Annotated in this window: 15 protein-coding genes, 1 tRNA gene and 1 rRNA gene; 13 read left to right on the forward strand and 4 right to left on the reverse strand. The window is 71.9% G+C overall.

Annotated elements, in window-relative coordinates:
- The 3 genes from rrf to ABZ659_RS25990 all read left to right on the forward strand — a co-directional run.
- Positions 1-91 (forward strand): 5S ribosomal RNA (rrf, locus tag ABZ659_RS25980); the annotation flags it as partial.
- Between the two features lie 114 nt (positions 92-205).
- Positions 206-865, forward strand: a complete 660-nt coding sequence (locus ABZ659_RS25985; protein ID WP_360224562.1) for a DegT/DnrJ/EryC1/StrS family aminotransferase — start codon at positions 206-208, stop codon at positions 863-865.
- Positions 866-927: 62 nt separating this feature from the next.
- Positions 928-1,000: transfer RNA gene (locus ABZ659_RS25990), tRNA-Thr, on the forward strand.
- 50 nt (positions 1,001-1,050) lie between these two features.
- On the opposite strand, the gene ABZ659_RS25995 is transcribed toward ABZ659_RS25990, so the two are convergent.
- Positions 1,051-3,804: a SpoIIE family protein phosphatase gene (locus ABZ659_RS25995; protein WP_360224424.1), complete on the reverse strand. Its 2,754-nt coding sequence runs from the start codon at positions 3,802-3,804 to the stop codon at positions 1,051-1,053.
- A gap of 313 nt (positions 3,805-4,117) precedes the next feature.
- On the opposite strand from ABZ659_RS25995, the gene ABZ659_RS26000 reads away from it, so the two are divergent.
- The 10 genes from ABZ659_RS26000 to ABZ659_RS26045 all read left to right on the forward strand — a co-directional run bounded on the left by ABZ659_RS26000 (position 4,118) and on the right by ABZ659_RS26045 (position 19,268).
- Positions 4,118-9,577: a HAMP domain-containing protein gene (locus ABZ659_RS26000; RefSeq protein ID WP_360224426.1), complete on the forward strand. Its 5,460-nt coding sequence runs from the start codon at positions 4,118-4,120 to the stop codon at positions 9,575-9,577.
- Between the two features lie 307 nt (positions 9,578-9,884).
- The gene (locus ABZ659_RS26005) at positions 9,885-10,565 is read left to right on the forward strand and encodes a response regulator (protein WP_360224428.1); all 681 of its coding nucleotides are present in this window, start codon (positions 9,885-9,887) and stop codon (positions 10,563-10,565) included.
- A 168-nt stretch (positions 10,566-10,733) separates the two neighbouring features.
- Positions 10,734-13,466 (forward strand): DNA translocase FtsK, encoded by a 2,733-nt coding sequence (locus tag ABZ659_RS26010; RefSeq protein WP_360224430.1) that lies wholly within the window; start codon positions 10,734-10,736, stop codon positions 13,464-13,466.
- A 314-nt stretch (positions 13,467-13,780) separates the two neighbouring features.
- Complete coding sequence (locus ABZ659_RS26015; RefSeq protein WP_360224432.1) at positions 13,781-14,626, forward strand: RodZ domain-containing protein; 846 nt, start codon at positions 13,781-13,783, stop codon at positions 14,624-14,626.
- Between the two features lie 94 nt (positions 14,627-14,720).
- Complete coding sequence (gene rimO / locus ABZ659_RS26020) at positions 14,721-16,205, forward strand: 30S ribosomal protein S12 methylthiotransferase RimO (RefSeq protein ID WP_360224434.1); 1,485 nt, start codon at positions 14,721-14,723, stop codon at positions 16,203-16,205.
- Positions 16,202-16,978 (forward strand): CDP-diacylglycerol--glycerol-3-phosphate 3-phosphatidyltransferase, encoded by a 777-nt coding sequence (gene pgsA, locus ABZ659_RS26025; RefSeq protein ID WP_360224436.1) that lies wholly within the window; start codon positions 16,202-16,204, stop codon positions 16,976-16,978. The genes rimO and pgsA overlap by 4 nt, the downstream gene beginning before the upstream one ends.
- Positions 16,975-17,520: a nicotinamide-nucleotide amidohydrolase family protein gene (locus ABZ659_RS26030; RefSeq protein WP_360224438.1), complete on the forward strand. Its 546-nt coding sequence runs from the start codon at positions 16,975-16,977 to the stop codon at positions 17,518-17,520. The genes pgsA and ABZ659_RS26030 overlap by 4 nt, the downstream gene beginning before the upstream one ends.
- A gap of 109 nt (positions 17,521-17,629) precedes the next feature.
- On the forward strand, positions 17,630-18,010 hold the full coding sequence (locus ABZ659_RS26035; RefSeq protein ID WP_309097037.1) for a helix-turn-helix transcriptional regulator: 381 nt from the start codon (positions 17,630-17,632) through the stop codon (positions 18,008-18,010).
- 275 nt (positions 18,011-18,285) lie between these two features.
- A complete protein-coding gene (locus ABZ659_RS26040; RefSeq protein WP_360224564.1) occupies positions 18,286-18,756 on the forward strand; it encodes a DNA starvation/stationary phase protection protein in 471 nt (156 codons plus the stop codon).
- Between the two features lie 152 nt (positions 18,757-18,908).
- The gene (locus ABZ659_RS26045; protein ID WP_360224440.1) at positions 18,909-19,268 is read left to right on the forward strand and encodes a hypothetical protein; all 360 of its coding nucleotides are present in this window, start codon (positions 18,909-18,911) and stop codon (positions 19,266-19,268) included.
- Between the two features lie 10 nt (positions 19,269-19,278).
- Here ABZ659_RS26045 and ABZ659_RS26050 read toward each other — a convergent pair whose 3' ends face one another.
- From ABZ659_RS26050 to ABZ659_RS26060, 3 genes are all read right to left on the reverse strand, one after another.
- Positions 19,279-20,079 carry a DNA-formamidopyrimidine glycosylase family protein gene (locus ABZ659_RS26050; RefSeq protein ID WP_360224442.1) on the reverse strand — a complete coding sequence of 267 codons (801 nt, stop codon included), beginning with the start codon at positions 20,077-20,079 and terminating at the stop codon, positions 19,279-19,281.
- Between the two features lie 28 nt (positions 20,080-20,107).
- Positions 20,108-25,045: an ATP-dependent helicase gene (locus tag ABZ659_RS26055; RefSeq protein WP_360224444.1), complete on the reverse strand. Its 4,938-nt coding sequence runs from the start codon at positions 25,043-25,045 to the stop codon at positions 20,108-20,110.
- A gap of 263 nt (positions 25,046-25,308) precedes the next feature.
- Complete coding sequence (locus ABZ659_RS26060; protein ID WP_360224446.1) at positions 25,309-26,244, reverse strand: hypothetical protein; 936 nt, start codon at positions 26,242-26,244, stop codon at positions 25,309-25,311.
- Positions 26,245-26,287: the final 43 nt, after the last annotated feature.

The following is a 26,287-nucleotide window of genomic DNA, read 5'->3' on the forward strand; positions in this document are numbered from 1 at the left end:
GCCCGGTTACATTCCGAACCCGGAAGCTAAGCCTTACAGCGCCGATGGTACTGCAGGGGGGACCCTGTGGGAGAGTAGGACGCCGCCGAACAATTATTAGAAGGGTTGGGCCCGAAACTTCGGTTTCGGGCCCAACCCTTTTTTGCTTTGCGTCACTTGGAGTTCACGTTCCGCGCCCAGCATCCCCAGCATGGGTACTGCTGCAATGCTCAGGGCCGCCGGCATCGGAGTCGGCGACGAGGTCGTGGTCCCGGCCTTCGGGAACGTGGAGGTCGCCGAGGCCGTGGTGCTGGCCGGAGCGCGGCCGGTGTTCGCCGAGGTGGATCCGGTGACGTACTGCCTGGACGCGTCGGCGGTCGAGGCGGTCGTCAGTACGCGGACGTCGGGTGTCGTCGTCGTCCACCGGTTCGGGCGGCCCGCTGATGTGGAAGGGCTGCGGGCCGTGGGGCAGCGGTACGGGCTACTCGTGTTGGAGCAGGGGGAGTCCGAGGCGCCGTATGACGAGGTGGCGCAGCGCAGGCAGCGGGCCGCTTATCTCGATGGGAAGTTGAAGGGCGTGCGCACGCCGGACGGAGGCGTGGGGCACACCTATCAGCAGTACGTGGTGCGGGTGCCCGGTAACGGGCGGCCGGACCGGGACGCTTTCGCGCGGGCCTTGCGGGCAAGGGGTGTTGACTGCCGGGTGCCGGTGAAGACGCCGGTGCACCGCCTGCCCGAGTTCCGGCAGTGCGTGTCCCTGCCGGAGACGGAACGGGCGGCGGACGAGACGCTTTCGCTGCCGGTGGACGCGTCGTTGACCAAGCGGGACATGCAGCGAATAGCCTCCGCGTGCAATGCCCTCGGCGGACTCTTGCAGGTGGGTTAGGAGCACGCGCTTGTTCGGGGTATGATCTATTCCGTTGCCGCGGGGAAGTCCGCGAGTGACAGGCCCCTATAGCTCAGTCGGTAGAGCGTCTCCATGGTAAGGAGAAGGTCAACGGTTCGATTCCGTTTGGGGGCTCGGAGATTGAGAAAGGCCCCGCCCGGTTGGGCGGGGCCTTCTTCGTGTCCTCAGGAGTGGTGCGGGACCGGTACCCGCATCGCCAGGATGGCCATGTCGTCGGACGGGGCGTCGGAGGCGAAGCGTTCCACGGCGCGCATGATGCGGGCCGCGACCGCGCCCGCGGTGAGGCCCGTGCATGTCGTGAGGACGTCGGCGAGGCCGTCGTCGCCCAACATGCGGGTGCCCTCGCGGCGTTCGGTGACGCCGTCCGTGACGCAGAGGAGGACGTCGCCGGGGTCGAGGGTGACCGTCTGCTCGTACAGCTCCAGGTCGTCCAGGACGCCGAGGAGCGGCTGGGGTTCGGCGGCTGCCTCGACCGTGCCGTCCTGGCGGAGGCGGAGCGGGAGGGGGTGGCCCGCGCAGACCACCTTCAGCTCGGCGCTGCCGTCCTCCTGAGGTCGCATCTCGCCGTAGAGGAGGGTCAGGAAGCGGCTGCGGGCGCCCTCGTCGAGGATCGCGGAGTTGAGGCGCTGGAGGACGGCCGGGCCGCTGAGGCCCTCGCGGGCGAGCAGGCGCAGGGCGTGCCGGGCGAGGCCCGTGACGGCCGCCGCGTTCGGGCCCGTACCGCAGACGTCGCCGATGGCGAAGCCGTAGGCGCCGTCGCGGATGGGGAAGACGTCGTAGAAGTCACCGCCGACCTCGTTGCCCTCGCCCGCGGCGCGGTAGATGACCTCGACCTCGACGCCGTCGATCTGGGGGAGTTCGGGCGGCAGGAGGCTGCGCTGGAGGGACTGGCTGATGGCGGTGCGCTCGCTGTAGAGGCGGGCGTTGTCCAGGGCGAGGGCGGCGCGGCGGGAGAGGTCCTCGGCGAGTTCGAGGATCTCCTGGCGGAAGTGGTCGTCGGTGGGCTTGCCGAGCGTCAACATGCCGATGACGCGGTTGCGGGCGACGAGCGGGAGGACGACGGTCTCGCCGCCGACGGCGCCGGCGGTCGCGAGCGTCGTGCCGATGCCGGAGCTGACGGTGGCGGGTTCGCCGAGGCCGAGGCTGCGCATGGAGGTGCGCAGGGCGGCCTGGTGCGCGACCTCGGCCGGGGCCGACCAGACGCGGGCGCCGGGGGTGGGGACCGGGTCGGGCGGGGCGATCTTGGAGAGGAGGGACTTGATGCCGTCGATGAGTTCCTCGTCCTCGTGGAGGACGTAGGAGAGGTACGGCTCCGAGGCCTGGTCGGCGATCGTGTAGACCGCGCACCAGGTGGCCAGGGTGGGGACCGTCATCTGGGCCATCAGCGCGAGGGTCTGGTCGCGGTCCAGGGTGCCCGCGAGGAGGTCGGACGCCTCGACGAGGAAGCTGAGGGAGCCACGGCGCAGGCGTTCGAGTTCGCCGAGGCGGGCGGACTCGACGGCGAGGGCGATCCGGTCGGCGGCGAACTGGAGACGGAGCGCCTCCTCGTTCGAGTAGCGGCCGGGAGCCTCCGCGGCGACGCCGAGGGAGCCGGTGAGGCGGCCCTCCACCTTGAGGGGGACGGTGACGACGGAGCGCATCCCGGTGCCGTTGAGGAGGGGGACGGCTCCGGAGACGGCGGTGAGGTCGTCGTGGACGGCGGGCATCCGGGCGGAGCCGTAGCGGCCGGAGCCCCCTTCGACGGGGACGCGGGCGAAGCGCTGGCGGGCCGAGGGCAGGCCGGTGGAGGCGCGTACCTCTAGTTCCGTCTCGTCGTCGGTGGCGAGCAGCAGGAAGGCGGCGTCGCCGTCGAGCATGTCGCGGGCGCGTTCCACGGTGCGCTGGAGGAGGCCGTCGAGGTCGTCGGGGGCGGGGGAGCCGATGAAGACCTCGAAGGGGTCGGTGCTCTGGCCCTCGGAAGTACTACCTGAGTCGGAGGAACCGGTCACCCGCGTGGGCGTCTGCAGGACGGCCCGTTCATGGTCCCGTACCAGCAGGCAGACCGTGGACGGGTCGCCGGAGGTGTCGCGGACGCGCAGGTGGGAGGCGTAGACGGGGGTGACGCGGCCGTTGGCGGCGCGGATGCCGTAGCTGCCCTCCCAGCGGGACAGCCGCAGCGCCTCGGCGATGCCGGTGCTGGTGCCGGGGGTGTGCGGCCAGGCGGCGAGGTCGGTGAGGGGCTTGCCGATGACCAGTTCGGCCGGGTAGCCGAAGAGGTCCTCGGCGTCGTCGTTCCAGGCGGTGACGGCGCCGCCGCGGTCGATCTGGATGACGGCGACGCGGACGCGGCCGTCGGCGAGCGGCAGGAGGTCCGCGGGGAGGGAGGGGCCCGCGGTGCGGGTGCCGACGGAGCGCTGCGGGAGGTCGAGCTGGAACCAGACCTGTTTGTGGGTCGGGGTGTACTCGACGCCCCAGCGGCCCGCGAGGGCGGCGCAGAGCTGGAGGCCGCGCCCGCCTTCCCGGTCGGGGCTGCCCATGTGGACGGGGGAGCCCTGGAGGGGGACCTCGCGCTCGGGGTAGTGGTCGGCGACCTCGATGCGGACCCCGTCCTCCGAGCGCAGGCACAGGACGTCCGCGGCGGTGCCCGCGTGGATGACGGCGTTGGTGACCAGTTCGCTGGTGAGGACGACGGCGTCGTCGACGATGTCACCGAAGCCCCAGCCCTGCAGCGTGTCGCGGACGAAGGAGCGGGCCGACGCGACCGAGCGCCCCACGGGTTCGAAGCTGGCGGCCGCGCGCGCGGTGATCACGGAACTACTCGACCTGCTTTCGACGTGCTGGGCCCCGGGGTCGACGGGCATCCGTCGGGTCTGCGACGGCAGGATGCCCGTCGGCCGGGGGTCCGGGGGCTGTCCCCCCGGGATCAGTCCGGTGGTCATGTTGCGGCCGCCCCTCCGAATGCCCGCTCGTATCCGTGCCACCGCCCAGGCCGGACCGGACCGGCGTGGCTGGACAGCCTCATGCAAGGTTACTTACCTTCGCCGTCTCCGCGGATGCCGGTCGCCTGTGTTTCCGTCCGGAGGGTGTGCGGGCGATGTGCGAAGCTGCCGAACTGTTATGGCCTGGTTCGGCATGGGTGAAACACTGGGCAGGCTTGTGGTGAAGGTCCGGGCAGGCCGAGTGTGATCCGTGTACGGCGGGCAGCAGCACCCGAGCACAGCAGAGATGGTCGACCCCTGCGGGAGGGACACAGTGGAGTCTGGCGCAGCGACGCGGGGCACGAAGACGCGCGCGAAAGGCGGACGGTCCCTGGGCAGTCGGAACGGGACCACCGAGGTCGACACGGCTTCCCTGAACAGGTTGCTGGCGGCTCTGGTGGCGATGCGGGACGGCAATTTCCGCAAGCGGCTCACGGTGTCCGGCGACGGCGTGATGTCGGAGATCGCCGCCGTGTTCAACGAGGTCGCCGACCGCAATCTCCACCTCACGGGTGAGCTGTCGCGCGTACGTCGCATGGTGGGGCGTGAGGGGAAACTCACGGAGCGGCTGGAGACGGGCGCCAGTGAGGGGTCCTGGGCGGCGGCCATCGACGCCTCCAACGCGCTGGTCGACGATCTGGTGTGGCCGGTGTCCGAGGTCAGCCGGGTGCTGTCGGCGGTCGCGGACGGTGATCTGTCGCCGCGGATGGATCTGCGGACGCAGGCGCCGGACGGGACCGGGCATCCGCTGCGGGGCGAGTTCCTCAAGGTCGGGCGGACGGTCAACAACCTGGTCGACCAGTTGTCGACGTTCACCGACGAGGTCACGCGGGTGGCCAGTGAGGTGGGCACCGAGGGCAAGCTGGGCGGGCAGGCCCGGGTGCGCGGTATGTCGGGTTCGTGGAAGGACCTGACCGAGTCCGTCAACACGATGGCGTACCGGCTGACGGCGCAGGTGCGGGACATCGCGCTGGTGACGACGGCGGTCGCGAAGGGTGATCTGTCCCGGAAGGTCACGGTGCACGTGGCCGGGGAGATGCTGGAGCTGAAGGAAACCGTCAACACGATGGTGGACCAGCTCTCGGCGTTCTCCTCCGAGGTGACCCGGGTCGCGCGCGAGGTCGGGACCGAGGGTGAGCTGGGCGGTCAGGCGCAGGTGCCCGGGGTGGCCGGGGTGTGGAAGGAGCTGACCGACTCCGTCAACACCATGGCCGGGAACCTGACGGCCCAGGTGCGCGGGATCGCCGAGGTGACGACCGCGGTGGCCAGCGGTGACCTGTCGCGGAAGGTGACCGTGCCCGCGCGGGGCGAGGTCGCGCAGCTCGCCGAGACGATCAACCAGATGACCGAGACGCTGCGGATCTTCGCCGACGAGGTCACGCGGGTGGCCAACGAGGTCGGCGGCGAGGGGCGGCTCGGCGGGCAGGCGAACGTACCGGGGGCGGCGGGGACGTGGAAGGACCTGACGGACTCCGTCAACACCGTCTTCCGGAACCTGACCACCCAGGTGCGGGACATCGCCACGGTGACCATGGCGGTGGCGGGCGGTGACCTGTCGCAGAAGGTCACCGTGGACGTGGCCGGGGAGATGCTGGAGCTGAAGAACACCGTCAACGGGATGGTGGACCAGCTCTCCGCGTTCGCGGCCGAGGTCACGCGCGTGGCGCGCGAGGTCGGTGTCGAGGGTGAGCTGGGCGGGCAGGCGCAGGTGCCGGGGGCGGCCGGGACGTGGAAGGACCTGACGGACTCCGTCAACACCGCGTTCCGCAACCTCACCGGTCAGGTGCGCAACATCGCCCAGGTGACGACGGCGGTGGCCAACGGCGACCTGTCGCAGAAGGTCACCGTGGACGTGTCCGGCGAGATGCTCCAGCTGAAGAACACCGTGAACACGATGGTGGACCAGCTGTCGTCGTTCGCCGAGCAGGTCACGCGGATGGCGCGGGACGTGGGCACCGAGGGGCGCCTCGGTGGTCAGGCGCGGGTGGACGGCGTGTCCGGCACCTGGAAGGAACTGACCGACTCGGTCAACTTCATGGCGGGCAACCTGACGTCCCAGGTGCGGCAGATCGCCCAGGTGACGACGGCCGTGGCGCGCGGTGACCTGTCGCAGAAGATCGACGTCGACGCGCGCGGGGAGATCCTGGAGCTGAAGAACACCATCAACACGATGGTCGACCAGCTCTCCGCCTTCGCCGACCAGGTGACCCGGGTGGCCCGTGAGGTGGGTACCGAGGGGCGCCTGGGCGGGCAGGCGCAGGTGCCGGGCGTCGCGGGCGTGTGGCGGGACCTGACGGACTCCGTGAACGGCATGGCGTCCAACCTGACCGGCCAGGTCCGCAACATCGCTCAGGTCGCCACCGCGGTGGCGCGCGGTGACCTGTCCCAGAAGATCACCGTGGACGCGCGCGGGGAGATCCTGGAGCTGAAGAACACCCTGAACACGATGGTCGACCAGCTGTCGTCGTTCGCCGAAGAGGTCACGCGGGTGGCCCGTGAGGTGGGCACCGAGGGCATCCTCGGCGGCCAGGCCGAGGTGCAGGGGGTCTCCGGCACCTGGAAGGACCTCACGCAGTCCGTGAACTTCATGGCGAACAACCTGACCATCCAGGTCCGCAACATCGCCGAGGTCACGACCGCGGTCGCCAAGGGCGACCTGTCGAAGAAGATCACCGTCGACGCGAAGGGCGAGATCCTCGAACTCGTCACCACCGTCAACACGATGGTGGACCAGCTGTCGTCCTTCGCCGAGCAGGTCACACGGGTGGCGCGCGAGGTGGGCACCGAGGGCATCCTCGGCGGCCAGGCGCACGTGCCCGGCGTCGTGGGCATCTGGAAGGACCTCAGCGACAACGTCAACCTGATGGCCAAGAACCTCACCGTGCAGGTGCGGAACATCTCCCAGGTCGCGGCGGCGGTCGCCAACGGCGATCTGACGCGGACGGTGACGATCGAGGCGCGCGGTGAGGTGGCGCAGCTCGCCGACACCTTCAACACCATGGTGAAGACGCTGAGCTCGTTCGCCGAGCAGGTCACCAAGGTGGCCCGTGAGGTGGGCACGGACGGCATCCTGGGCGGGCAGGCGCACGTACCGGGTGTGGCGGGCACCTGGAAGGACCTCACCGAGTCGGTGAACCAGATGGCGTCCAACCTGACCGGTCAGGTGCGCAACATCGCCATGGTGACCACGGCCATCGCCAAGGGTGACCTGACGAAGAAGATCGACATCGACGCGCGCGGGGAGATCCTCGAACTCAAGACGACCATCAACACCATGGTCGACCAGTTGTCGTCGTTCGCCGAGGAGGTCACGCGCGTGGCCCGTGAGGTGGGCACCGAGGGGCAGCTGGGCGGTCAGGCACGCGTGCGTGACGTGGACGGCACCTGGCGGGACCTGACGGAGTCCGTGAACGAGATGGCCGGGAACCTCACCCGGCAGGTGCGGGCCATCGCGCGCGTGGCGACCGCGGTGACCCGCGGCGACCTCAACCTCAAGATCGATGTGGACGCCTCCGGGGAGATCCAGGAGCTGCAGGACTACATCAACAAGATGATCGCCAACCTGCGGGACACCACGATCGCCAACAAGGAGCAGGACTGGCTGAAGGGCAACCTCGCGCGGATCTCCGCCCTCATGCAGGGCCGCCGGGACCTGGAGGACGTCGCCTCGCTGATCATGAGCGAGCTGACGCCGGTGGTGTCCGCGCAGCACGGCGCGTTCTTCGTCGCCCTGACGACGGGCGACGGCCAGGACCAGGGCACGGACGGCGACGACCGCTACGAGCTGCGGATGCTGGGGTCGTACGGCTACTCCATGGGGTCCATGCCGACGTCGTTCGCGCCGGGTGAGGCGCTCGTCGGCACGGCGGCCGAGGAGAAGCGCACGATCCTGGTCGAGAACGCGCCCAGCGGCTACCTGAAGATCTCCTCGGGGCTCGGGGAGGCGCCGCCCGCACAGGTGATCGTGTTGCCGGTGCTGTTCGAGGGGAAGGTGCTCGGCGTCATCGAGCTGGCCTCGTTCACGCCGTTCACGCAGATCCAGAAGGACTTCCTCAACCAGATCGCCGAGATGATCGCGACCAGCGTCAACACCATCTCCGTCAACACCAAGACGGAGGTGCTGCTGAGGCAGTCGCAGGAGCTGACCGAGCAGCTGCGGCTGCGCTCGGCGGAGCTGGAACAGCGGCAGAAGGCCCTCCAGGCGTCCAACGCCGAGCTGGAGGAGAAGGCCGAGCTGCTCGCCCAGCAGAACCGCGACATCGAGGTGAAGAACACCGAGATCGAGGAGGCCCGGCAGGTCCTGGAGGAGCGCGCCGAGCAACTGGCCGTCTCCATGCGCTACAAGAGCGAGTTCCTCGCCAACATGTCGCACGAGCTGCGGACGCCGCTGAACTCGCTGCTGATCCTGGCCAAGCTGCTCGCCGACAACGCGGACGGCAACCTCACCCCGAAGCAGGTGGAGTTCGCCGAGACCATCCACGGCGCGGGCTCCGACCTGCTCCAGCTGATCAACGACATCCTCGACCTGTCGAAGGTCGAGGCGGGCAAGATGGACGTCTCCCCGACCCGTATCGCGCTCGTCCAGCTCGTGGACTACGTGGAGGCCACCTTCCGGCCGCTGACCGCGGAGAAGGGCCTGGACCTGTCGGTGCGGGTGTCGCCGGAGCTGCCCGCGACCCTGCACACCGACGAGCAGCGGCTGCTCCAGGTGTTGCGCAACCTGCTGTCGAACGCGGTGAAGTTCACCGACTCCGGCTCGGTGGAGCTGGTCATCAGGCCCGCGCGGGACGACGTTCCGCAGGCGATCCGGGAGCAGTTGCTGGAGGCCGGTTCGCTGACGAACCCGGAGGCGGAGCTGATCGCGTTCTCGGTGACGGACACCGGCATCGGCATCGCGGCCAGCAAGATGCGGGTGATCTTCGAGGCGTTCAAGCAGGCCGACGGCACCACCAGCCGCAAGTACGGCGGCACCGGCCTCGGGCTGTCCATCTCGCGCGAGATCGCGCAGCTGCTCGGCGGTGAGATCCACGCGCAGAGCGAGCCGGGGCGCGGTTCGACGTTCACGCTGTACCTGCCGCTGCACCCGAGCGAGCTGCCCCCGCACGGCTACCAGCAGCCCGTCGCGGCCCTGGACCCCGGGGACCTGATCGTGCCCACGCGCGACATGTCCGGGGTGGCGATCGAGACGCCGGCCGAGGTGAAGTCGTACCACGAGACCCAGAACGGCGCGGCGGCGCTGTTCCGGAGGCGGCGCCGGGCGGCGGCGGCCGAGCCGCTCGCCCTGCCGCAGGGGCAGCCCGAGCAGTGGGCCGGAGGCGAGCAGGACCCGGCGCCGCAGTCGGTGCGGGGCATGAGGTTCGGCGGCGAGAAGGTGCTGATCGTCGACGACGACATCCGCAACGTGTTCGCGCTGACCAGCGTCCTGGAGCAGCACGGCCTGTCGGTGCTGTACGCGGAGAACGGGCGCGAGGGCATCGAGGTCCTGGAGCAGCACGACGACGCGGCGGTCGTCCTGATGGACATCATGATGCCGGAGATGGACGGCTACGCGACGACCACGGCGATCCGGCGGATGCCGCAGTTCGCCGGGCTGCCGATCATCGCGCTGACCGCCAAGGCGATGAAGGGCGACCGGGAGAAGGCCATCGAGTCCGGCGCCTCGGACTACGTGACCAAACCGGTCGACCCGGATCACCTGCTGTCCGTGATGGCGACGTGGATGCGGCAGGAGTGAAGGTGCCGGTCGGGGCCCGTGCAGGTGCGGCGGAAGCCCTCGACAAGTGCGCGGAGTTGTTGACTCGGTGTGGTGGAGGGTGTGTGGAAGCGCGTGATTCGGGGAACCTTCTGGTCTCCCGCTACGTTTCTGCTACGTGCACAGTGACATCGCGGTGACAGGGTGTGGCGACAGGCGGGGTGCGGCTACGATGACCGGCACGAGGACGGGCGGCGCAAGGGAGTCGTCCTCTGGGGTGGCGCCGGGCGGTGCCGCGCCAAGTCCTGCGGACAGGGGAGGCCCCACGCCGGGGCGAGGAGGGCGGGCCATGGTGCAGAAGGCCAAGATCCTCCTGGTCGATGACCGGCCGGAGAATCTGCTGGCGCTGGAGGCGATCCTCTCTGCGCTCGATCAGACGCTGGTGCGGGCATCGTCCGGGGAGGAAGCGCTGAAAGCGCTGCTCACGGACGACTTCGCGGTCATTCTGCTGGATGTGCAGATGCCGGGGATGGACGGTTTCGAGACCGCGGCGCACATCAAGCGACGGGAGCGGACCCGGGACATCCCGATCATCTTCCTCACCGCTATCAACCACGGACCGCACCACACCTTCCGCGGCTACGCGGCGGGCGCGGTCGACTACATCTCCAAGCCGTTCGACCCGTGGGTGCTGCGGGCGAAGGTCTCCGTCTTCGTCGAGCTGTACATGAAGAACTGCCAGCTGCGTGAGCAGGCGGCGCTGCTGCGGCTCCAGTTGGAGGGCGGCGGCAAGGCGGGCGTCGACGGCGGTGGCAAGGAGCAGTCGGCCGGTCTGCTGGCCGAGTTGTCGGCGCGGCTGGCGGCGGTCGAGGAGCAGGCCGAGGCGCTGTCGAAGCAGCTCGACGACGAGTCGGCGGACGCGGCGGCGGTGGCGACGGCCGCGCACCTGGAGCGGAAACTCACCGGACTGCGCCGGGCGTTGGACGCGCTGGAGCCCGGTGTCGGCGGCGCGTCCTCGATGCCGTCCTAGAACCCGTCCCGCCCGCCCGTGTGTTGGCCGGGCGGACCCCTGCTGGCGTCGTGGCGGGCGGACACCCGGTGGCGGCTGGTGGCTGGGCGTCAGCTCCGCGCCGCCCGGAGCGCGACACGAATGGGTGAAGCGGCGTCGGGTCGCGGGTCCACCGGTAACCTCACACCTATGGCCTCACGTCCCTCCGCAGCCAAGAAGCCGCCCGCGAAGAAGGCCGCCGCTTCCCCGAAGGCTCCGGCGAAGAAGGCCGCCGCCAGGAAACCCCCCGCGAAGAGGGCGCCCGCGAAGAGGGCCGCGGCCAAGAAGGCGGCCCCGCCGAAGCCGGCACCCAACCCGACCGGGGGCGTCTACCGACTCGTCCGCGCCCTCTGGCTCGGCCTCGCGCACGCGGTCGGGGCGGTGTTCCGCGGCATAGGGCAGGGCGCCCGCAACCTCGATCCCGCGCACCGCAAGGACGGCGTCGCGCTGCTGCTGCTCGCGCTCTCCCTGATCGTCGCCGCGGGCACCTGGTCGAACCTGCGCGGCCCCGTCGGCGACCTGGTCGAGATGCTGGTCACCGGCGCGTTCGGGCGGCTCGACCTGCTGGTGCCGATCCTGCTCGCGGTGATCGCCGTACGGTTCATCCGGCACCCGGAGAAGCCCGAGGCCAACGGGCGGATCGTCATCGGACTGTCCGCGCTCGTCATCGGCGTGCTCGGCCAGGTGCACATCGCCTGCGGCTCGCCCGCGCGCAGCGCCGGAATGCAGCCCATACGGGACGCCGGCGGGCTCATCGGCTGGGCCGCCGCCACCCCGCTGAACTTCGCCATGGGCGAGGTGCTCGCCGTACCGCTGCTGGTGCTGCTGACCGTCTTCGGACTACTGGTCGTCACGGCCACACCGGTCAACGCCATCCCGCAGCGGCTGCGGCAGCTCGGGGTGCGGCTCGGGCTGCTGCCCGACCCCGAGGCGGACATCGACCCGCTCGGCGAGGACGACGCGCGCTACGACGAGCAGTGGCGCGAGGCGCTCCCCGCGCGCGGCCGTCGCCGCGGCCCGGTCCCGGAGGCCTACGACCCCGACCAGGCCGAGCAGGAGGCCCTCTCGCGGCGTCGCAGCCGCCCCAGGCGGTCCGCGGTGCCGCAGCCCGACATGGAGCGTCAGATGGACGCCGTGGACGTCGCCGCGGCGGCCGCCGCCGCGCTCGACGGGGCGGTGCTGCACGGGATGCCGCCCTCCCCGGTCGTCGCCGACCTCACCCAGGGCGTCGGCCCCGGAGACCGCGAGGAGACCACGCCGACCCCGACGCCCGTCCCGGCCGGGCGACCCCAGCAGGAGAAGCTGAAGCCGAGCCAGCTCAAGGCGGAGGTCCCCGACCTCACCAAGACGCCACCGCCCGGCGAACGCGAACTGCCGCCGCGCGCCGAGCAGCTCCAGCTCTCCGGCGACATCACCTACGCGCTGCCGTCCCTGGACCTGCTCACGCGCGGGGGCCCCGGCAAGGCGCGCAGCGCCGCCAACGACGCCGTCGTCGAGTCGCTCACCACCGTCTTCACCGAGTTCAAGGTCGACGCCCGGGTGACCGGCTTCACGCGCGGGCCGACGGTCACCCGCTACGAGGTCGAGCTGGGCCCCGCCGTGAAGGTCGAGCGGATCACCGCGCTGACCAAGAACATCGCCTACGCCGTCGCCAGCCCCGACGTACGGATCATCAGCCCCATCCCCGGCAAGTCCGCGGTCGGCATCGAGATCCCCAACACCGACCGCGAGATGGTCAACCTCGGCGACGTGCTGCGCCTCGCGGAGTCGGCGGAGGACGACGACCCGATGCTGGTCGCCTTCGGCAAGGACGTCGAGGGCGGCTACGTCATGCACTCGCTGGCGAAGATGCCGCACATGCTGGTCGCCGGTGCCACCGGGTCCGGCAAGTCGTCCTGCATCAACTGTCTGATCACCTCGGTGATGATGCGGGCGACCCCCGAGGACGTCCGGATGATCCTCGTCGACCCCAAGCGCGTCGAGCTGACCGCCTACGAGGGCATCCCGCACCTGATCACGCCGATCATCACCAACCCGAAGCGGGCCGCCGAGGCGCTCCAGTGGGTCGTCCGCGAGATGGACCTCAGGTATGACGACCTGGCCGCCTACGGCTACCGGCACATCGACGACTTCAACCGCGCCGTGCGCGAGGGTAAGGCCAAACCGCCCGAGGGCAGCGAGCGCGAGCTGCAGCCGTACCCGTACCTGCTGGTGATCGTGGACGAGCTGGCCGACCTGATGATGGTCGCGCCGCGGGACGTCGAGGACGCGATCGTGCGGATCACGCAGCTCGCGCGGGCCGCCGGCATCCACCTGGTGCTGGCCACCCAGCGGCCGTCCGTGGACGTGGTCACCGGCCTGATCAAGGCGAACGTGCCGTCGCGGCTGGCGTTCGCCACGTCCTCGCTCGCCGACTCGCGCGTGATCCTCGACCAGCCCGGCGCCGAGAAGCTGATCGGCAAGGGCGACGGGCTGTTCCTGCCGATGGGCGCGAACAAGCCGACCCGGATGCAGGGCGCCTTCGTGACCGAGGAAGAGGTCGCGGTGGTCGTCCAGCACTGCAAGGACCAGATGGCGCCCGTCTTCCGGGACGACGTCGTCGTGGGCACCAAGCAGAAGAAGGAGATCGACGAGGAGATCGGCGACGACCTCGACCTGCTGTGCCAGGCGGCCGAGCTGGTCGTCTCCACCCAGTTCGGGTCGACCTCCATGCTCCAGCGCAAGCTGCGGGTCGGCTTCGCGAAGGCCGGGCGGCTGATGGACCTGATGGAGTCGCGGAACATCGTCGGGCCCAGCGAGGGGTCCAAGGCGCGTGACGTTCTGGTCAAGCCTGACGAGCTGGACGGTGTGCTGGCCGTCATCCGTGGGGAGGATGGTGCGTAGGGAGACGGTGGCCGGTGTCCGTCGCGTGGCTCTCGCGCGGGGGCCCGGTGCGCGGTTCCGACCCGGCCGGTGCCTGATCGGCGCACGGGGTTTCGGCCGGATGCGGGATCGTGACTCACCCGTAAGGGATCAGTGAGCAACCGTTTGCCTGGGTCGCACGTCAAGTTGAGGGAAATCAGAAACAACTCACGCACCATCGGCATGACCGGCCATTCCGATGGCGTACAAAGTCCCTCCGCCCGGTTGCCCCACCCTTTCGCACCCCCCCTAGACTGAACCTCCAGCAGGTGGCTACACGCTCGAAAGGCGCCCCCGTGTCCATCGGCAACTCCCCTGAAGACGAGCGTCCGTTCGAGGGCGTTCCCCAGGAAGAAGCCCGCCCCTCCATCGGCCATACCCTGAAGCAGGCGCGCCTCGCGGCCGGGCTGACCGTCGACGACGTCAGCGCCGCCACCCGGGTCCGTATCGTCATCGTGCACGCGATCGAGGCCGACGACTTCGCCCCCTGCGGCGGCGACGTCTACGCCCGCGGTCACATCAGGACCCTCGCCAAGGCCGTCCACCTCGACCCGGACCCGCTGCTCGAGCAGTACGACGCCGACCACGGCGGGCGCCCCGCTCCCACCCCCGCCGCACCCATGTTCGAGGCGGAGCGCATCCGTCCCGAACGGCGGGGACCGAACTGGACCGCGGCGATGGTCGCCGCGATCGTCGCCGTCGTCGGCTTCGTGGCGTTCACCGCGTTCAAGGGCGGCACCGACGGCGGCGGCTCGGAACAGCAGGTCGCCGAGGGCGGCGCGCCCGAGCAGAGCACCTCGCCGTCGCCCAGCGCCGCGACCAGGAAGCCCGCCGACCCCAAGCCGGACCCGACCGAGAGCGCCATCGCGGCAGCGCCCCGCGACAAGGTCACCGTCCAGGTCGCCGCCGTCGACCGCCCCAGTTGGATCTCGGCCAAGGACCACAACGGCCGACTCCTCTTCGACGGACTGCTCAAAGAGGGTGACTCCAAGACCTTCCAGGACAGCTCCAAGGTCAACCTCGTCCTCGGCGACGCCGGGGCGATCGAGCTGCACGTCAACGGCAAGAAGATCGAGGACGACTTCCAGCCCGGCGCCGTCGAGCGGCTGACGTACACCAAGGGCGACCCGCAGGTCGGCTAGACCGTGGCACGCGACACGGGGCTGGACGCGCCCTTGAGGGCGCGTCCAGCCCCGTCGACGTGGGCTGTCAGTCGGACAAAGTAGTCTTGAGCCCATGCCTGAACGCCGTACCGTCGCACTGGTCACCCTTGGCTGCGCCCGTAACGAGGTGGACTCGGAGGAGCTGGCAGGCCGTTTGGAGGCGGACGGCTGGCAGCTCGTCGAGGACGCCGAGGAAGCGGACGTCGCCGTCGTCAACACCTGCGGATTCGTCGAGGCCGCCAAGAAGGACTCCGTCGACGCCCTCCTGGAGGCCAACGACCTCAAGGGCCACGGCAGAACCCAGGCCGTCGTCGCCGTGGGCTGCATGGCCGAGCGGTACGGCAAGGAACTCGCCGAAGCCCTCCCCGAGGCCGACGGCGTGCTCGGCTTCGACGACTACGCCGACATCTCCGACCGGCTCCAGACCATCCTGAACGGCGGCATCCACGCCGCGCACACCCCGCGCGACCGGCGCAAGCTGCTGCCGATCAGCCCCGCCGAGCGGCAGGAATCGGCGGCCGAGGTCGCGCTGCCCGGGCACGGTCCCCTCGACCTCCCCGAGGGACTCGCCCCCGCCTCCGGCCCGCGCGCGCCGCTGCGCCGCAGACTGGACGGCTCCCCGGTGGCCTCCGTGAAGCTCGCCTCCGGCTGCGACCGGCGCTGCTCCTTCTGCGCCATCCCGTCCTTCCGCGGTTCCTTCATCTCCCGCCGCCCCAGCGACGTCCTGAACGAGACCCGCTGGCTGGCCGAGCAGGGCGTCAAGGAGATCATGCTGGTCTCCGAGAACAACACCTCCTACGGCAAGGACCTCGGCGACATCCGCCTGCTGGAGTCGCTGCTGCCCGAGCTGGCCGAGGTCGACGGCATCGAGCGGGTGCGGGTCAGCTACCTCCAGCCCGCCGAGATGCGGCCCGGTCTGATCGACGTCCTGACCTCCACCCCGAAGGTCGCCCCGTACTTCGACCTGTCCTTCCAGCACTCCGCCCCCGACGTGCTGCGCGCGATGCGCCGCTTCGGTGACACCGACCGCTTCCTGGAGCTGCTGGACACCATCCGCGGCAAGGCGCCCGACGCCGGGGTGCGCTCCAACTTCATCGTCGGCTTCCCCGGCGAGACCGAGGCCGACCTGGCCGAGCTGGAGCGCTTCCTGAACGGCGCGCGGCTGGACGCCATCGGTGTCTTCGGCTACTCCGACGAGGAGGGCACGGAGGCCGCGACGTACGGCGACAAGCTGGACGAGGAGGTCGTCGCCGAGCGGCTCGCCCACATCTCCCGGCTGGCCGAGGAACTGGTCTCGCAGCGGGCCGAGGAGCGCCTCGGGGAGACCGTGCGGGTGCTCGTGGAGTCGGTGGACCCCGAGGAGGGCGTCCACGGCCGCGGAGCGCACCAGGCGCCGGAGACGGACGGGCAGGTGCTGCTCACCAGCGGCGCGGGCCTGCGCGTCGGCCGTATGGTCGAGGCGAAGGTGGTCGGCACGGAGGGCGTCGACCTGGTGGCCGAGCCCTTGCAGGGCGCGCTCGTCGGCGGGTCCGGCGGCAGCGGGGAGGCGGGGAGATGACCGGAGTACCGGCGTCCGCCGCGGGTGGCTCCTCGCGGGCGCAGTCCGTCGGGGGGTCGTCGAAGGCGGGGGGATCCTCCTCGGCGGCGGGTCCCGATGCCGGTACGGGTGCGGGTCCGGGTCCCGGGGTGCATGACGACGGGCGTCCCGCGCGGGGGGCGAAGCTGGCCGCCGCGGCGGTCAACCAGGCCAGCGTCTGGAACATCGCCAACCTGCTGACCATGCTCCGGCTGCTGCTGGTGCCCGGCTTCATCGCGCTGATGCTGGCCGAGGGCGGGTACGACCCGGCCTGGCGGTCGTTCGCCTGGGCGGCCTTCGCCATCGCCATGATCACCGACCTGTTCGACGGCCATCTCGCGCGGACGTACGACCTCGTCACGGACTTCGGTAAGATCGCCGACCCCATCGCCGACAAGGCGATCATGGGGGCGGCGCTGATCTGTCTGTCCGCCCTCGGTGATCTGCCCTGGTGGGTCACCGCGGTGATCCTCGGACGGGAACTCGGGATCACGCTGCTGCGTTTCCTGGTCATCCGGTACGGCGTCATCCCGGCGAGCCGGGGCGGCAAGCTCAAGACCCTCACCCAGGGCGTGGCCGTGGGGATGTACGTGCTGGCACTGACGGGGTGGCTGGCGACCCTGAGGTTCTGGGTGATGGCCGCGGCGGTCGTCCTGACCGTCGTCACCGGCCTCGACTATGTAAGACAGGCCATTGTGCTGCGCAGGCAGGGAATCGCGGAGCGCAAGGCCGCGTTGGAGGAGACGGAAGGGTGAGTTCCACGGCCGCCGACGTCGTGCGACTACTCAGCGTCAAGGGCGGCACGGTCGCCGTCGCCGAGTCGCTGACCGGGGGCCTGGTGGCCGCGGAGATCACCGCGGTGCCGGGGGCGTCCCAGGTGTTCCGGGGCTCCGTGACCGCGTACGCCACCCCCCTCAAGCACCGGCTGCTCGGTGTCGACGCCGCGCTGCTGGAGCGGCGCGGAGCGGTGGACGCGCAGGTCGCGGCCCAGATGGCGGCCGGAGCGCGCCAGCTCCTCGGTGCTGACTGGGGCCTCGCGACAACCGGCGTGGCGGGTCCCGACCCGCAGGACGGGCAGCCCGTCGGCACGGTTTTCGTCGCCGTGGCGGGGCCCGCGGGAGCGGGTTCCGGTTCCGCCGGTGGCGGAAAAGTGCGGGCCCTGCGGTTGAACGGCGACCGGGCGGAAATTCGTAGAGAGAGTGTACGGAGCGTACTCGCCCTGTTGATCGAAGAGCTTACGGGCGAACAGACCGGGAATGAGCGGGCACAGGATACGGAACAGAACGGGGGGTTTTGATGTTTGCAGCCCTGAGTGAACACGACATCGCTCCCCGCACGGCCGCGGCGCGAGGCGGTACGGTGGGGCGTGAAGGATGCGGCTACGCGGTCCGAGGAGGGAGCCACCGATGATTCTGCTCCGTCGCCTGCTGGGTGACGTGCTGCGTCGGCAGCGCCAACGCCAGGGCCGTACTCTGCGCGAAGTCTCCTCGTCCGCCCGAGTCTCGCTCGGCTATCTCTCCGAGGTGGAGCGGGGGCAGAAGGAGGCTTCCTCCGAGCTGCTCTCCGCCATCTGCGACGCGCTGGACGTACGGATGTCCGAACTCATGCGGGAAGTGAGCGACGAACTCGCCCTCGCCGAGCTGGCCCAGTCCGCTGCGGCCACGCCCAGCGAGCCCGTGCCCAGGCCGGTTCGTCCGATGCTGGGCTCCGTCTCGGTGACCGGTGTGCCACCGGAACGGGTGACCATCAAGGCGCCCGCGGAAGCGGTGGACGTGGTCGCGGCGTGATGAACGCCGTACGGCGGCGTCCGCGAGCGACTGGCTGACGACGACGACTCGACCGACGACTCGACTGACGACAACTTCGACGGACGGCGACCCGACGACCGTCTCGATGACTGTGAGGCCCCGGCCGGGGCTTCTCCGGGTGGATCCGGAGGGGCTTGGTCGGGGTTTTCGCGTGGGCTGAGGCAGAGCTGGGCACGGTGTGGGGGTTTGGTCCGTTTGCCGGATCCGGGAGGCGCGGTCATCGTTGAGTGACCGAACGGCCACTGGAGGTACGGATGTACGTCGTCAAGAGCCCGCTGCCCGAATCGGATCTGAAGACCGTCGCCGAGGCGTTGCAGGGCGCGCTGGTCGACCTGGTGGACCTCGCGCTGGTGGGCAAGCAGATCCACTGGAACATCGTCGGCCCGCGGTTCCGGTCCGTGCACCTCCAGCTCGACGAGGTCGTGGACACCGCGCGGACCCACTCCGACACCGTGGCCGAGCGCGCCGCGGCGCTGGGCGTCTCCCCCGACGGGCGGGCGGCGACGGTCGCCGCGGACAGTGCGATCGGGACCGTGCCGCAGGGCTGGGTGAAGGACACCGACGCGGTGGGGGTGCTGGTCGAGGCGCTGGGCGCGGTGATCACCCGGATGCGGGAGCGGGTGACGGCGACCGCGGAGGCGGATCCGGTGTCGCAGGACCTGCTCATCGGGATCACGGCGGATCTCGAGAAGCACCACTGGATGTTCCAGGCGGAGCACGCGTGAGGCGGGTGCCGTCCTGAGGCCCGTCGGCGGCCCGTGGTGAGCGGTGCGCCCTTGTGCCGCTGATGCGCCCTCCCGTGCGATGAGGTGGCTCCCTAGCGTCGTCCTGGTGGGCGAGGACGGCTTACTGGCGTCGGGCTGGAGGTGACGGGGCCGTGGTCGGGCGGATAGCGCGCTGGGGGGCTGTCGCGGGGCTCGGAGCCGTGTGGTGGTGGGCCGCGGTGCGGCTGGTGGTGGCACCGGACGCCGGGGTGCTGGAAGGGGCGGTCGCGGCCGGGGGGTGGGGGCTGAGTCTGTTGCCGGTGCACTGCGTGGCCAAGGGGCGGGCCGTGGGGGCCGTGGAGTGGCGGCGGTGGGTGGCCGTCTGGCGGGGGGAGAAGGTGGCGCGGGGGGATGACGTGGAAGCTGGTGCTGGTGCGGAGGTCCGTCCTGGTGCCGGTTCGGACGGCGGTGCGCGTGTGGGCGCGGTCGGTGGGGGGTCGGCGGAGGCCGGGTGGCGGCGGTACGTCCGGTGAGGGGCGTTCGTCAGGGGGTCGGGCCCGGCTGACAGGTGGGGCACCAGTAGGTGGGGCGTTGGCGGGAGCCGTCGCCCTGGTCGGCGGCGCGGACCGGGGTGCCGCAGCGCAGGCAGGGGCGGGATGAGCGGCCGTACACGAACAGGTCCTGGCCGCGGCGGCCCGTGCCGGTCGTGGTGCGGACGGGGCGCTCCCGGTTGGCCTCCAGGAGTTTCTTCGCGAGGGGGGCGAGCCGTGCGGCGCGGTCGGCGGGGAGGTCGCCGACCGGGAGCCAGGGCGTGACACCCAGCAGGAAGCACAGCTCGCTCTTGTAGACGTTGCCGATGCCCGCCAGATTGCGCTGGTCCAGCAGGGCCTCGCCGAGGGGGCGGGCGGGGTCCTTGAGGAGGTTGGCGAGGGCGCGCTCCGGGTCCCAGTCCGGACCCAGCAGGTCGGGGCCCAGGTGGCCCACCGCTCGGTGCTCGTCGGCGGTGCGCAGCAGTTCCAGGACGGGGAGGCGGTAGCCGACGGCCGTGCGGTCGGCGGTGCCGAGGATGGCGCGGATCTGGTGGGTGGGGCCGCCGGCCCAGCGCTGGCCGGGGGCGTACACCTTCCACGCGCCGTCCATGCGCAGGTGGGAGTGGAGCGTCAGACCGCCCTGGACGCGGGTGAGGAGGTGCTTGCCGCGCGGGGTGACGTCCAGGACGGCGCGGCCCGTGAGGTCGGCGGTGGCGAACCGGGGGACCCTGAGGTCGGAGCGGGTCAGCGGCTTGCCCGCGAGCGCGTCGTGCAGCCGTTTCGCGGCCTGCCAGACCGTGTCTCCTTCGGGCATGGGTCAAGGGTGGCACGGACGGTCCGCGTCAGGCACGCAGGCGCAGGCCGCGCGGGGTGGCGATGAACCCCGCTCCTTCCAGGAGGGCGCCGAAGGGCGAGGTCAGGGCCGGGGTGCCGTTGACGCGTTCGACGGTGACCGTGCCCAGGGAGCCCGCGCGGGCGGCGCTGGCGAGGGACTCCGCGGCGTCCTGGAGGCGGGGGTCGTCGGTGGGTGCGCCGTGCGGGTCGGTGGGCCAGGCCAGGACGGTCTTGCCGCCGCGCTCCATGTAGAGGGCCAGGTCGCCGTCGACGAGGACCACCAGCGACCCCGCCTTGCGGCCCGGCTTGTGGCTCGCGCCGTCCGGCGGTTCGGGCCAGGGGAGGGCGGCGCCGTAGGCGTTGGCCGGGTCGGCGGCGGCCAGGACGACCGCGCGGGAGGTGGCAGAGGGGCGGCTCTGGCGGGAGCCGTAGGTGCTTCGGGGGCCGTGCTGCCAGGAGGGTGTGCCCTGGGGGGCGCGGTCGCGTGGGGAGACGTAGTCGCCGGGGGAGGGGGACGGGTGGGCGGACGGGGTGTCGTAGCCGCCGTCGAGGGGGGCGAAGGGGTCGGGTTCGCCGAAGTCGTGGGTGGTGTGGGGGGCGGCGGGGAACGCGCTGGGTGCCTCCGCCGCGTCCGCGGGGAAGCCGTCGCCGTAGTCGGGGGTGGGCGGGGCGGCGCCGCGGTCGCGGGCGTTGGCCACCGCGCGGAGGCGGTCCACCGCGCCGTCCATCGCGAACTGGGCCGCGCCCAGGCCCTCCACCACATAGCCGCGGCGGGCCTGGCCGGTCTCCTCGAAGGCGGACAGGACCCGGTACGTCGCCGAGAAGCCGCCCTCCACGCCCTCGGCGGCGACGGCGCCCCGGGTGACCACGCCGTGCCGGTCGAGGAGGGTGCGGGCCAGGGCGTGGGCGCGCACGGTGGTGTCCGGTTCGCGGGCGGGCAGCAGGGACCAGCGTCCGGCGACGGTCGGCGGGCCGGTGCGGGACGTCGGGCGGGCGGCGGCCGTGAGGGAGCCGTAACGCCCGCGCGGGACCGTGCGCTTGGCGCGGTGGGCGGTGGAACCCGCGGTGCGGCCGGAGCCCAGCAGGGAGCGCATGGGCGTGAGCGTGTCGTTGGTGAGCCGCCCGGACCAGGCCAGGTCCCAGAGGGCGTCGGCCAGTTGGGGGTCGGTGACGTCGGGGTGGGTGGTGGCGCGGACCTGGTCGGCGACCTGCCGGAAGAACAGGCCGTAGCCGCCGGAGAGGGCGTCGAGGACGGACTGGTGCAGTGCCGTCAGCTCCAGGGGGTGCGGGGGCGGCAGGAGCAGGGGGGCCGCGTCCGCCACGTAGAGGGAGACCCAGCCGTCCTTGCCGGGGAGGGCTCCCGCACCGGCCCAGACGACCTCGCCGGTCGCGGTGAGTTCGTCCAGCATCGCCGGGGTGTAGTGCGTGACGCGGGACGGCAGGACGAGCTTCTCCAGGGCGGAGGCGGGTACGGAGGCGCCCTGCAACTGCTCCACCGCGCGGACCAGGCCGTCGGTGCCGCGGAGGGTGTGGCCCTTGCCGATGTGCTGCCACTGCGGCAGGAACTGGGCGAGCGCCGGGGGCGGCACCGGCTCCAGCTCGTGCCGGAGCGCGGCCAGGGAGCGGCGCCGCAGTCGGCGCAGGACCGCCGCGTCGCACCACTCCTGGCCGATGCCCGCCGGGTGGAACTCGCCCTGGACGACCCGGCCGCTTGCGGCGAGCCGCTGGAGGGCGCCGTCGGTGACCGCGACGCCCAGGCCGAAGCGGGCCGCGGCGGTGGCGGAGGTGAAGGGGCCGTGGGTGCGGGCGTGGCGGGCGAGGAGGTCGCCCAGGGGGTCCTTGACCGGTTCGGTGAAGGCTTCCGGGACGCCCACCGGCAGGGCGGTGCCGAGGGCGTCGCGCAGGCGGCCCGCGTCCTCCACGGCCGCCCAGTGGTCGGCGCCCGCGATGCGGACCCGGATGGCGCGGCGGGCCCCGGCCAGCTCCCCGGCCCACTGGGGTTCGGCGCCCCGCTCGGCCAGCTCGGCGTCCGTGAGCGGGCCGAGGAGCCGCAGCAGGTCCGCGACGCCCTCGGCGTCCTTGACACGGCGGTCCTCGGTGAGCCACTGCAGTTCCCGCTCCAACTCGGTGAGCACCTCGGCGTCGAGCAGTTCGCGCAGCTCCGCCTGGCCTAGGAGTTCCGCCAGCAGGCGGGAGTCGAGGGAGAGGGCGGCGGCGCGGCGTTCGGCGAGCGGGGAGTCCCCCTCGTACAGGAACTGGGCGACGTAGCCGAAGAGGAGGGAGCGGGCGAAGGGGGACGGCTCGGGGGTGGTGACCTCGACCAGGCGGACCTTGCGGGACTCCAGGTCGCCCATCAGCTCGACGAGGCCGGGGACGTCGAAGACGTCCTGGAGGCACTCGCGGACCGCCTCCAGGACGATCGGGAACGAACCGAACTCACCCGCCACCTGGAGCAGTTGGGAGGCGCGCTGGCGCTGCTGCCAGAGCGGGGTGCGCTTGCCCGGGTTGCGGCGCGGCAGCAGCAGCGCGCGGGCGGCGCACTCCCGGAACCGGGACGCGAACAGGGCCGAGCCGCCCACCTGGTCGGTGACGACCTGGTCGACCTCGCCCTTGTCGAAGACGACGTCGGCGGCGCCGACCGGGGCCTGGTCGGCGTCGTACTCCGTGCCCCTGTTCGTGGTCACGGGTTCGGTGTCGAGGAGGTCCAGGCTCAGCAGGTCGGCGTCCGGGAGCCGCAGCACGATGCCGTCGTCGGCGTGCATGACCTGCGCGTCCATGCCGTAGCGCTCGGAGAGCCGGGCGCCCAGCGCGAGCGCCCACGGGGCGTGTACCTGGGCGCCGAACGGGGAGTGCACGACGACGCGCCAGTCGCCCAGCTCGTCGCGGAAGCGTTCGACGACGATGGTGCGGTCGTCGGGGATGTGGCCGCAGGCCTCGCGCTGTTCGCTGAGGTAGGACAGGACGTTGTCCGCCGCCCACGCGTCCAGGCCCGCCGTGAGCAGGCGGAGGCGGGCGTCCTCCGGGGTGAGGGAGCCGACCTCGCGCAGGAACGCGCCCACCGCGCGGCCCAGCTCCAGCGGGCGGCCCAGCTGGTCGCCCTTCCAGAAGGGCAGCCTGCCCGGGACGCCCGGCGCGGGGGAGACCAGGACCCGGTCGCGTGTGATGTCCTCGATGCGCCAGGAGCTGGTGCCCAGGGTGAAGACGTCGCCCACGCGGGACTCGTAGACCATCTCCTCGTCGAGTTCGCCGACCCGGCCGCCGCCCTTCTTGGGGTCGGCCCCGGCGAGGAAGACCCCGAAGAGGCCGCGGTCCGGGATCGTGCCGCCGGAGGTGACGGCGAGGCGCTGGGCGCCGGGGCGGCCGGTGATCGTGCCGGTGACCCGGTCCCACACCACGCGCGGGCGCAGCTCGGCGAACGCGTCGGACGGGTAGCGGCCCGCGAGCATGTCGAGGACCGCGGTGAACGCGGACTCGGGCAGGGCGGCGAAGGGGGCGGCGCGGCGGACCATCGCGAGCAGGTCGTCGACGTGCCAGCTGTCCATCGCGGTCATGGCGACCAGTTGCTGGGCGAGGACGTCCAGGGGGTTGGCCGGGATCCGCAGGGACTCGATGGCGCCGGTGCGCATCCGTTCGGTGACCACCGCCGACTGGACGAGGTCGCCGCGGTACTTCGGGAAGACCACGCCGGTGGAGACCGCGCCGACCTGGTGTCCCGCGCGGCCCACGCGCTGGAGGCCGGAGGCCACGGAGGGCGGGGACTCCACCTGGACGACCAGGTCCACGGCGCCCATGTCGATGCCCAGCTCCAGGCTGGAGGTGGCGACCACGGCGGGGAGGCGGCCCGCCTTGAGGTCCTCCTCGACGAGGGCGCGTTGCTCCTTGGAGACCGAGCCGTGGTGGGCGCGGGCGATGACGGGCGGGGCGCCCTGGGCGGCGCCCGAGCCGCCCATCAGTTCTGCCGGGGCGTGGTGTTCGTCGAGGGTCTCGCCGGTGGCCCGTTCGTAGGCGATCTCGTTGAGGCGGTTGCAGAGGCGCTCCGCCAGGCGGCGGGAGTTGGCGAAGACGATGGTGGAGCGGTGGGACTGGACGAGGTCGGCGATGCGCTCCTCGACGTGCGGCCAGATCGACGGGCGTTCCGCGCGGGTGGGGTCGTCGGGGCCGCTGGCCGCCGCGTCGGAGACCGGGGAGCCGCCCAGTTCGCCGAGGTCCTCCACCGGGACGACCACAGAGAGGTCGAACTCCTTGCCCGACTTCGGCTGGACGGTCTCCACCTTGCGGCGAGGGGAGAGGAAGCGGGCCACCTCGTCGACGGGGCGGACGGTGGCGGAGAGGCCGATGCGGCGGGCCGGCCTCGGGAGGAGTTCGTCCAGGCGCTCCAGGGTGAGGGCGAGGTGGGCGCCGCGCTTGGTGCCCGCCACCGCGTGGACCTCGTCGAGGATCACCGTCTCGATGCCGGTCAGGGCGTCGCGGGTGGCCGACGTCAGCATCAGGAAGAGCGACTCGGGGGTGGTGATGAGGACGTCCGGGGGGCGGGTGGACAGGGCGCGGCGCTCGGCGGCGGGGGTGTCGCCGGAGCGGATGCCGACCTTGACCTCCGGTTCGGGCAGGCCTTGGCGTACGGACTCCTGGCGGATGCCGGTGAGGGGGCTGCGGAGGTTGCGCTCCACGTCCACGGCCAGGGCCTTGAGCGGGGAGACGTACAGGACGCGGCAGCGCTTCCTGGGGTCGGCGGGTGGGGGCGTGGAGGCGAGCTGGTCCAGGGCGGCGAGGAAGGCGGCGAGGGTCTTGCCGGAGCCGGTGGGGGCGACGACCAGGACGTCCGAGCCCTCGCGGATGGCCTGCCACGCGCCCGCCTGGGCGGCCGTCGGCGCGTCGAAGGCGCCCGTGAACCAGCCGCGGGTCGCGGGGGAGAAGCCGTCGAGGGCTCGGTGTGCGTCGCTGACCATGCTCCCTATCCTGCACCTCGGGACTGACATGTGGGCTGAGCTGGTCGTTTGTCTCTGTGCCTGCGACGGCCCGTGCGGGTCGTGGGGTGCCCGTCGCGCCTTGCCGCCGTGGGGGCGGGGGCGGGTCGGGGGTGTCCGTCCTCGGAACGGCGCGGAATCAGGTGGCTGGGGGTGCCGGGGTTGACGCGGCAACCGCTGCGGGCGGACACCCCCGACCCGTCCCCTTCCGTTGTACGGCGGCCTCGCGTCGTCGTTGCTTCCCGTCAGGTGATCGGGCGGCCGTGGGCCTCCAGGGTGCGCAGTGCCTCGATCGTCACCAGGGGGCGGGCCTCCACGGCCGTGGACGGTGCCCACTGGTGCCAGCGGATCGGCCAGCCGCCGTCCTGGTGCTGGGCGGCCGTGAGGAAGTCCAGGGAGCGGCTCATCTCGTCGTCGGTGAACCAGGCGCGCGCCACGGAGCGCGGGGTGCGCGCGTAGTCGTGCGGGAAGTGGTGCTCGCCCGGGGCGTAGCCGGGGGCGGCGGGGAAGGCGTCGGGGGTGTCCGGGTCGAGGACGGCCAGGCGCTGTTCGCGTACCAGTCGGCCCAGGCGGTCGGCGGCGGCCTCCGCGCGGGGGCGGTCGGGCGCGGCGTCCAGGAAGGCCACGGCGGCCTCGACCTCGTAGGGGTGGGACCGCTCCAGGGACTCGACCGCCTGCCAGCAGAAGTCCGTGGCGCGGAACAGCCAGGCGTGCCACACCCCGTTGCGGTGCAGCAGTCCGACCACCGGGCCGGTGGCCAGCAACTCGCCCGGTGGGTCGTCGACGACGGGGATGAAGGGGGCCGCCGGGTAGCCGCGCTGGCTCGGGTGGACGGCCGGGAGCGCGCCCTCCGGGGTGGAGACGCCGGTCAGGTAGCGGCACACGCGTTCGATGCGCTGTCCGGTGCAGCGTCCGATGGCGTCCAGGACGCGCAGGGCGTGCGCGGTGTGCAGGGGCTGGCTGACCGGGCCGCGCAGGTCGGGCTCCAGGCCGTGGCCGTAGCCGCCGTCGGCGTTGCGGTAGGCGTCCAACGCGGTCTCCACGGGGTCCGCGCCGCCGTCGCGGAAGTGGTGGGCGAACAGACGTTGCTCCAGCACCCGCGCGGTGAGCCAGACGAAGTGTTCGGCACGCGAGAGCGGGGAGCGCGCCGGGGGAGGTGGGGATGCTCCTGTTTCGGCCATGGGGCGACCGTAGGGGGTGGCGGCGGCCCGCAGGTGGTCCGCG

Source organism: Streptomyces sp. NPDC006997 (genome assembly GCF_040635175.1).
GTDB lineage: Bacteria > Actinomycetota > Actinomycetes > Streptomycetales > Streptomycetaceae > Streptomyces.

Coding starts and splice junctions, on each gene's coding strand:
- ABZ659_RS25985 (WP_360224562.1), top strand. CDS start 206: ATGCTCAGGGCCGCCGGCATCGGAGTCGGCGACGAGGTCGTGGTCCCG.
- ABZ659_RS25995 (WP_360224424.1), bottom strand. CDS start 3,804: ATGACCACCGGACTGATCCCGGGGGGACAGCCCCCGGACCCCCGGCCG.
- ABZ659_RS26005 (WP_360224428.1), top strand. CDS start 9,885: ATGGTGCAGAAGGCCAAGATCCTCCTGGTCGATGACCGGCCGGAGAAT.
- ABZ659_RS26010 (WP_360224430.1), top strand. CDS start 10,734: ATGGCCTCACGTCCCTCCGCAGCCAAGAAGCCGCCCGCGAAGAAGGCC.
- rimO (WP_360224434.1), top strand. CDS start 14,721: ATGCCTGAACGCCGTACCGTCGCACTGGTCACCCTTGGCTGCGCCCGT.
- pgsA (WP_360224436.1), top strand. CDS start 16,202: ATGACCGGAGTACCGGCGTCCGCCGCGGGTGGCTCCTCGCGGGCGCAG.
- ABZ659_RS26035 (WP_309097037.1), top strand. CDS start 17,630: ATGATTCTGCTCCGTCGCCTGCTGGGTGACGTGCTGCGTCGGCAGCGC.
- ABZ659_RS26040 (WP_360224564.1), top strand. CDS start 18,286: ATGTACGTCGTCAAGAGCCCGCTGCCCGAATCGGATCTGAAGACCGTC.
- ABZ659_RS26050 (WP_360224442.1), bottom strand. CDS start 20,079: ATGCCCGAAGGAGACACGGTCTGGCAGGCCGCGAAACGGCTGCACGAC.
- ABZ659_RS26055 (WP_360224444.1), bottom strand. CDS start 25,045: ATGGTCAGCGACGCACACCGAGCCCTCGACGGCTTCTCCCCCGCGACC.
- ABZ659_RS26060 (WP_360224446.1), bottom strand. CDS start 26,244: ATGGCCGAAACAGGAGCATCCCCACCTCCCCCGGCGCGCTCCCCGCTC.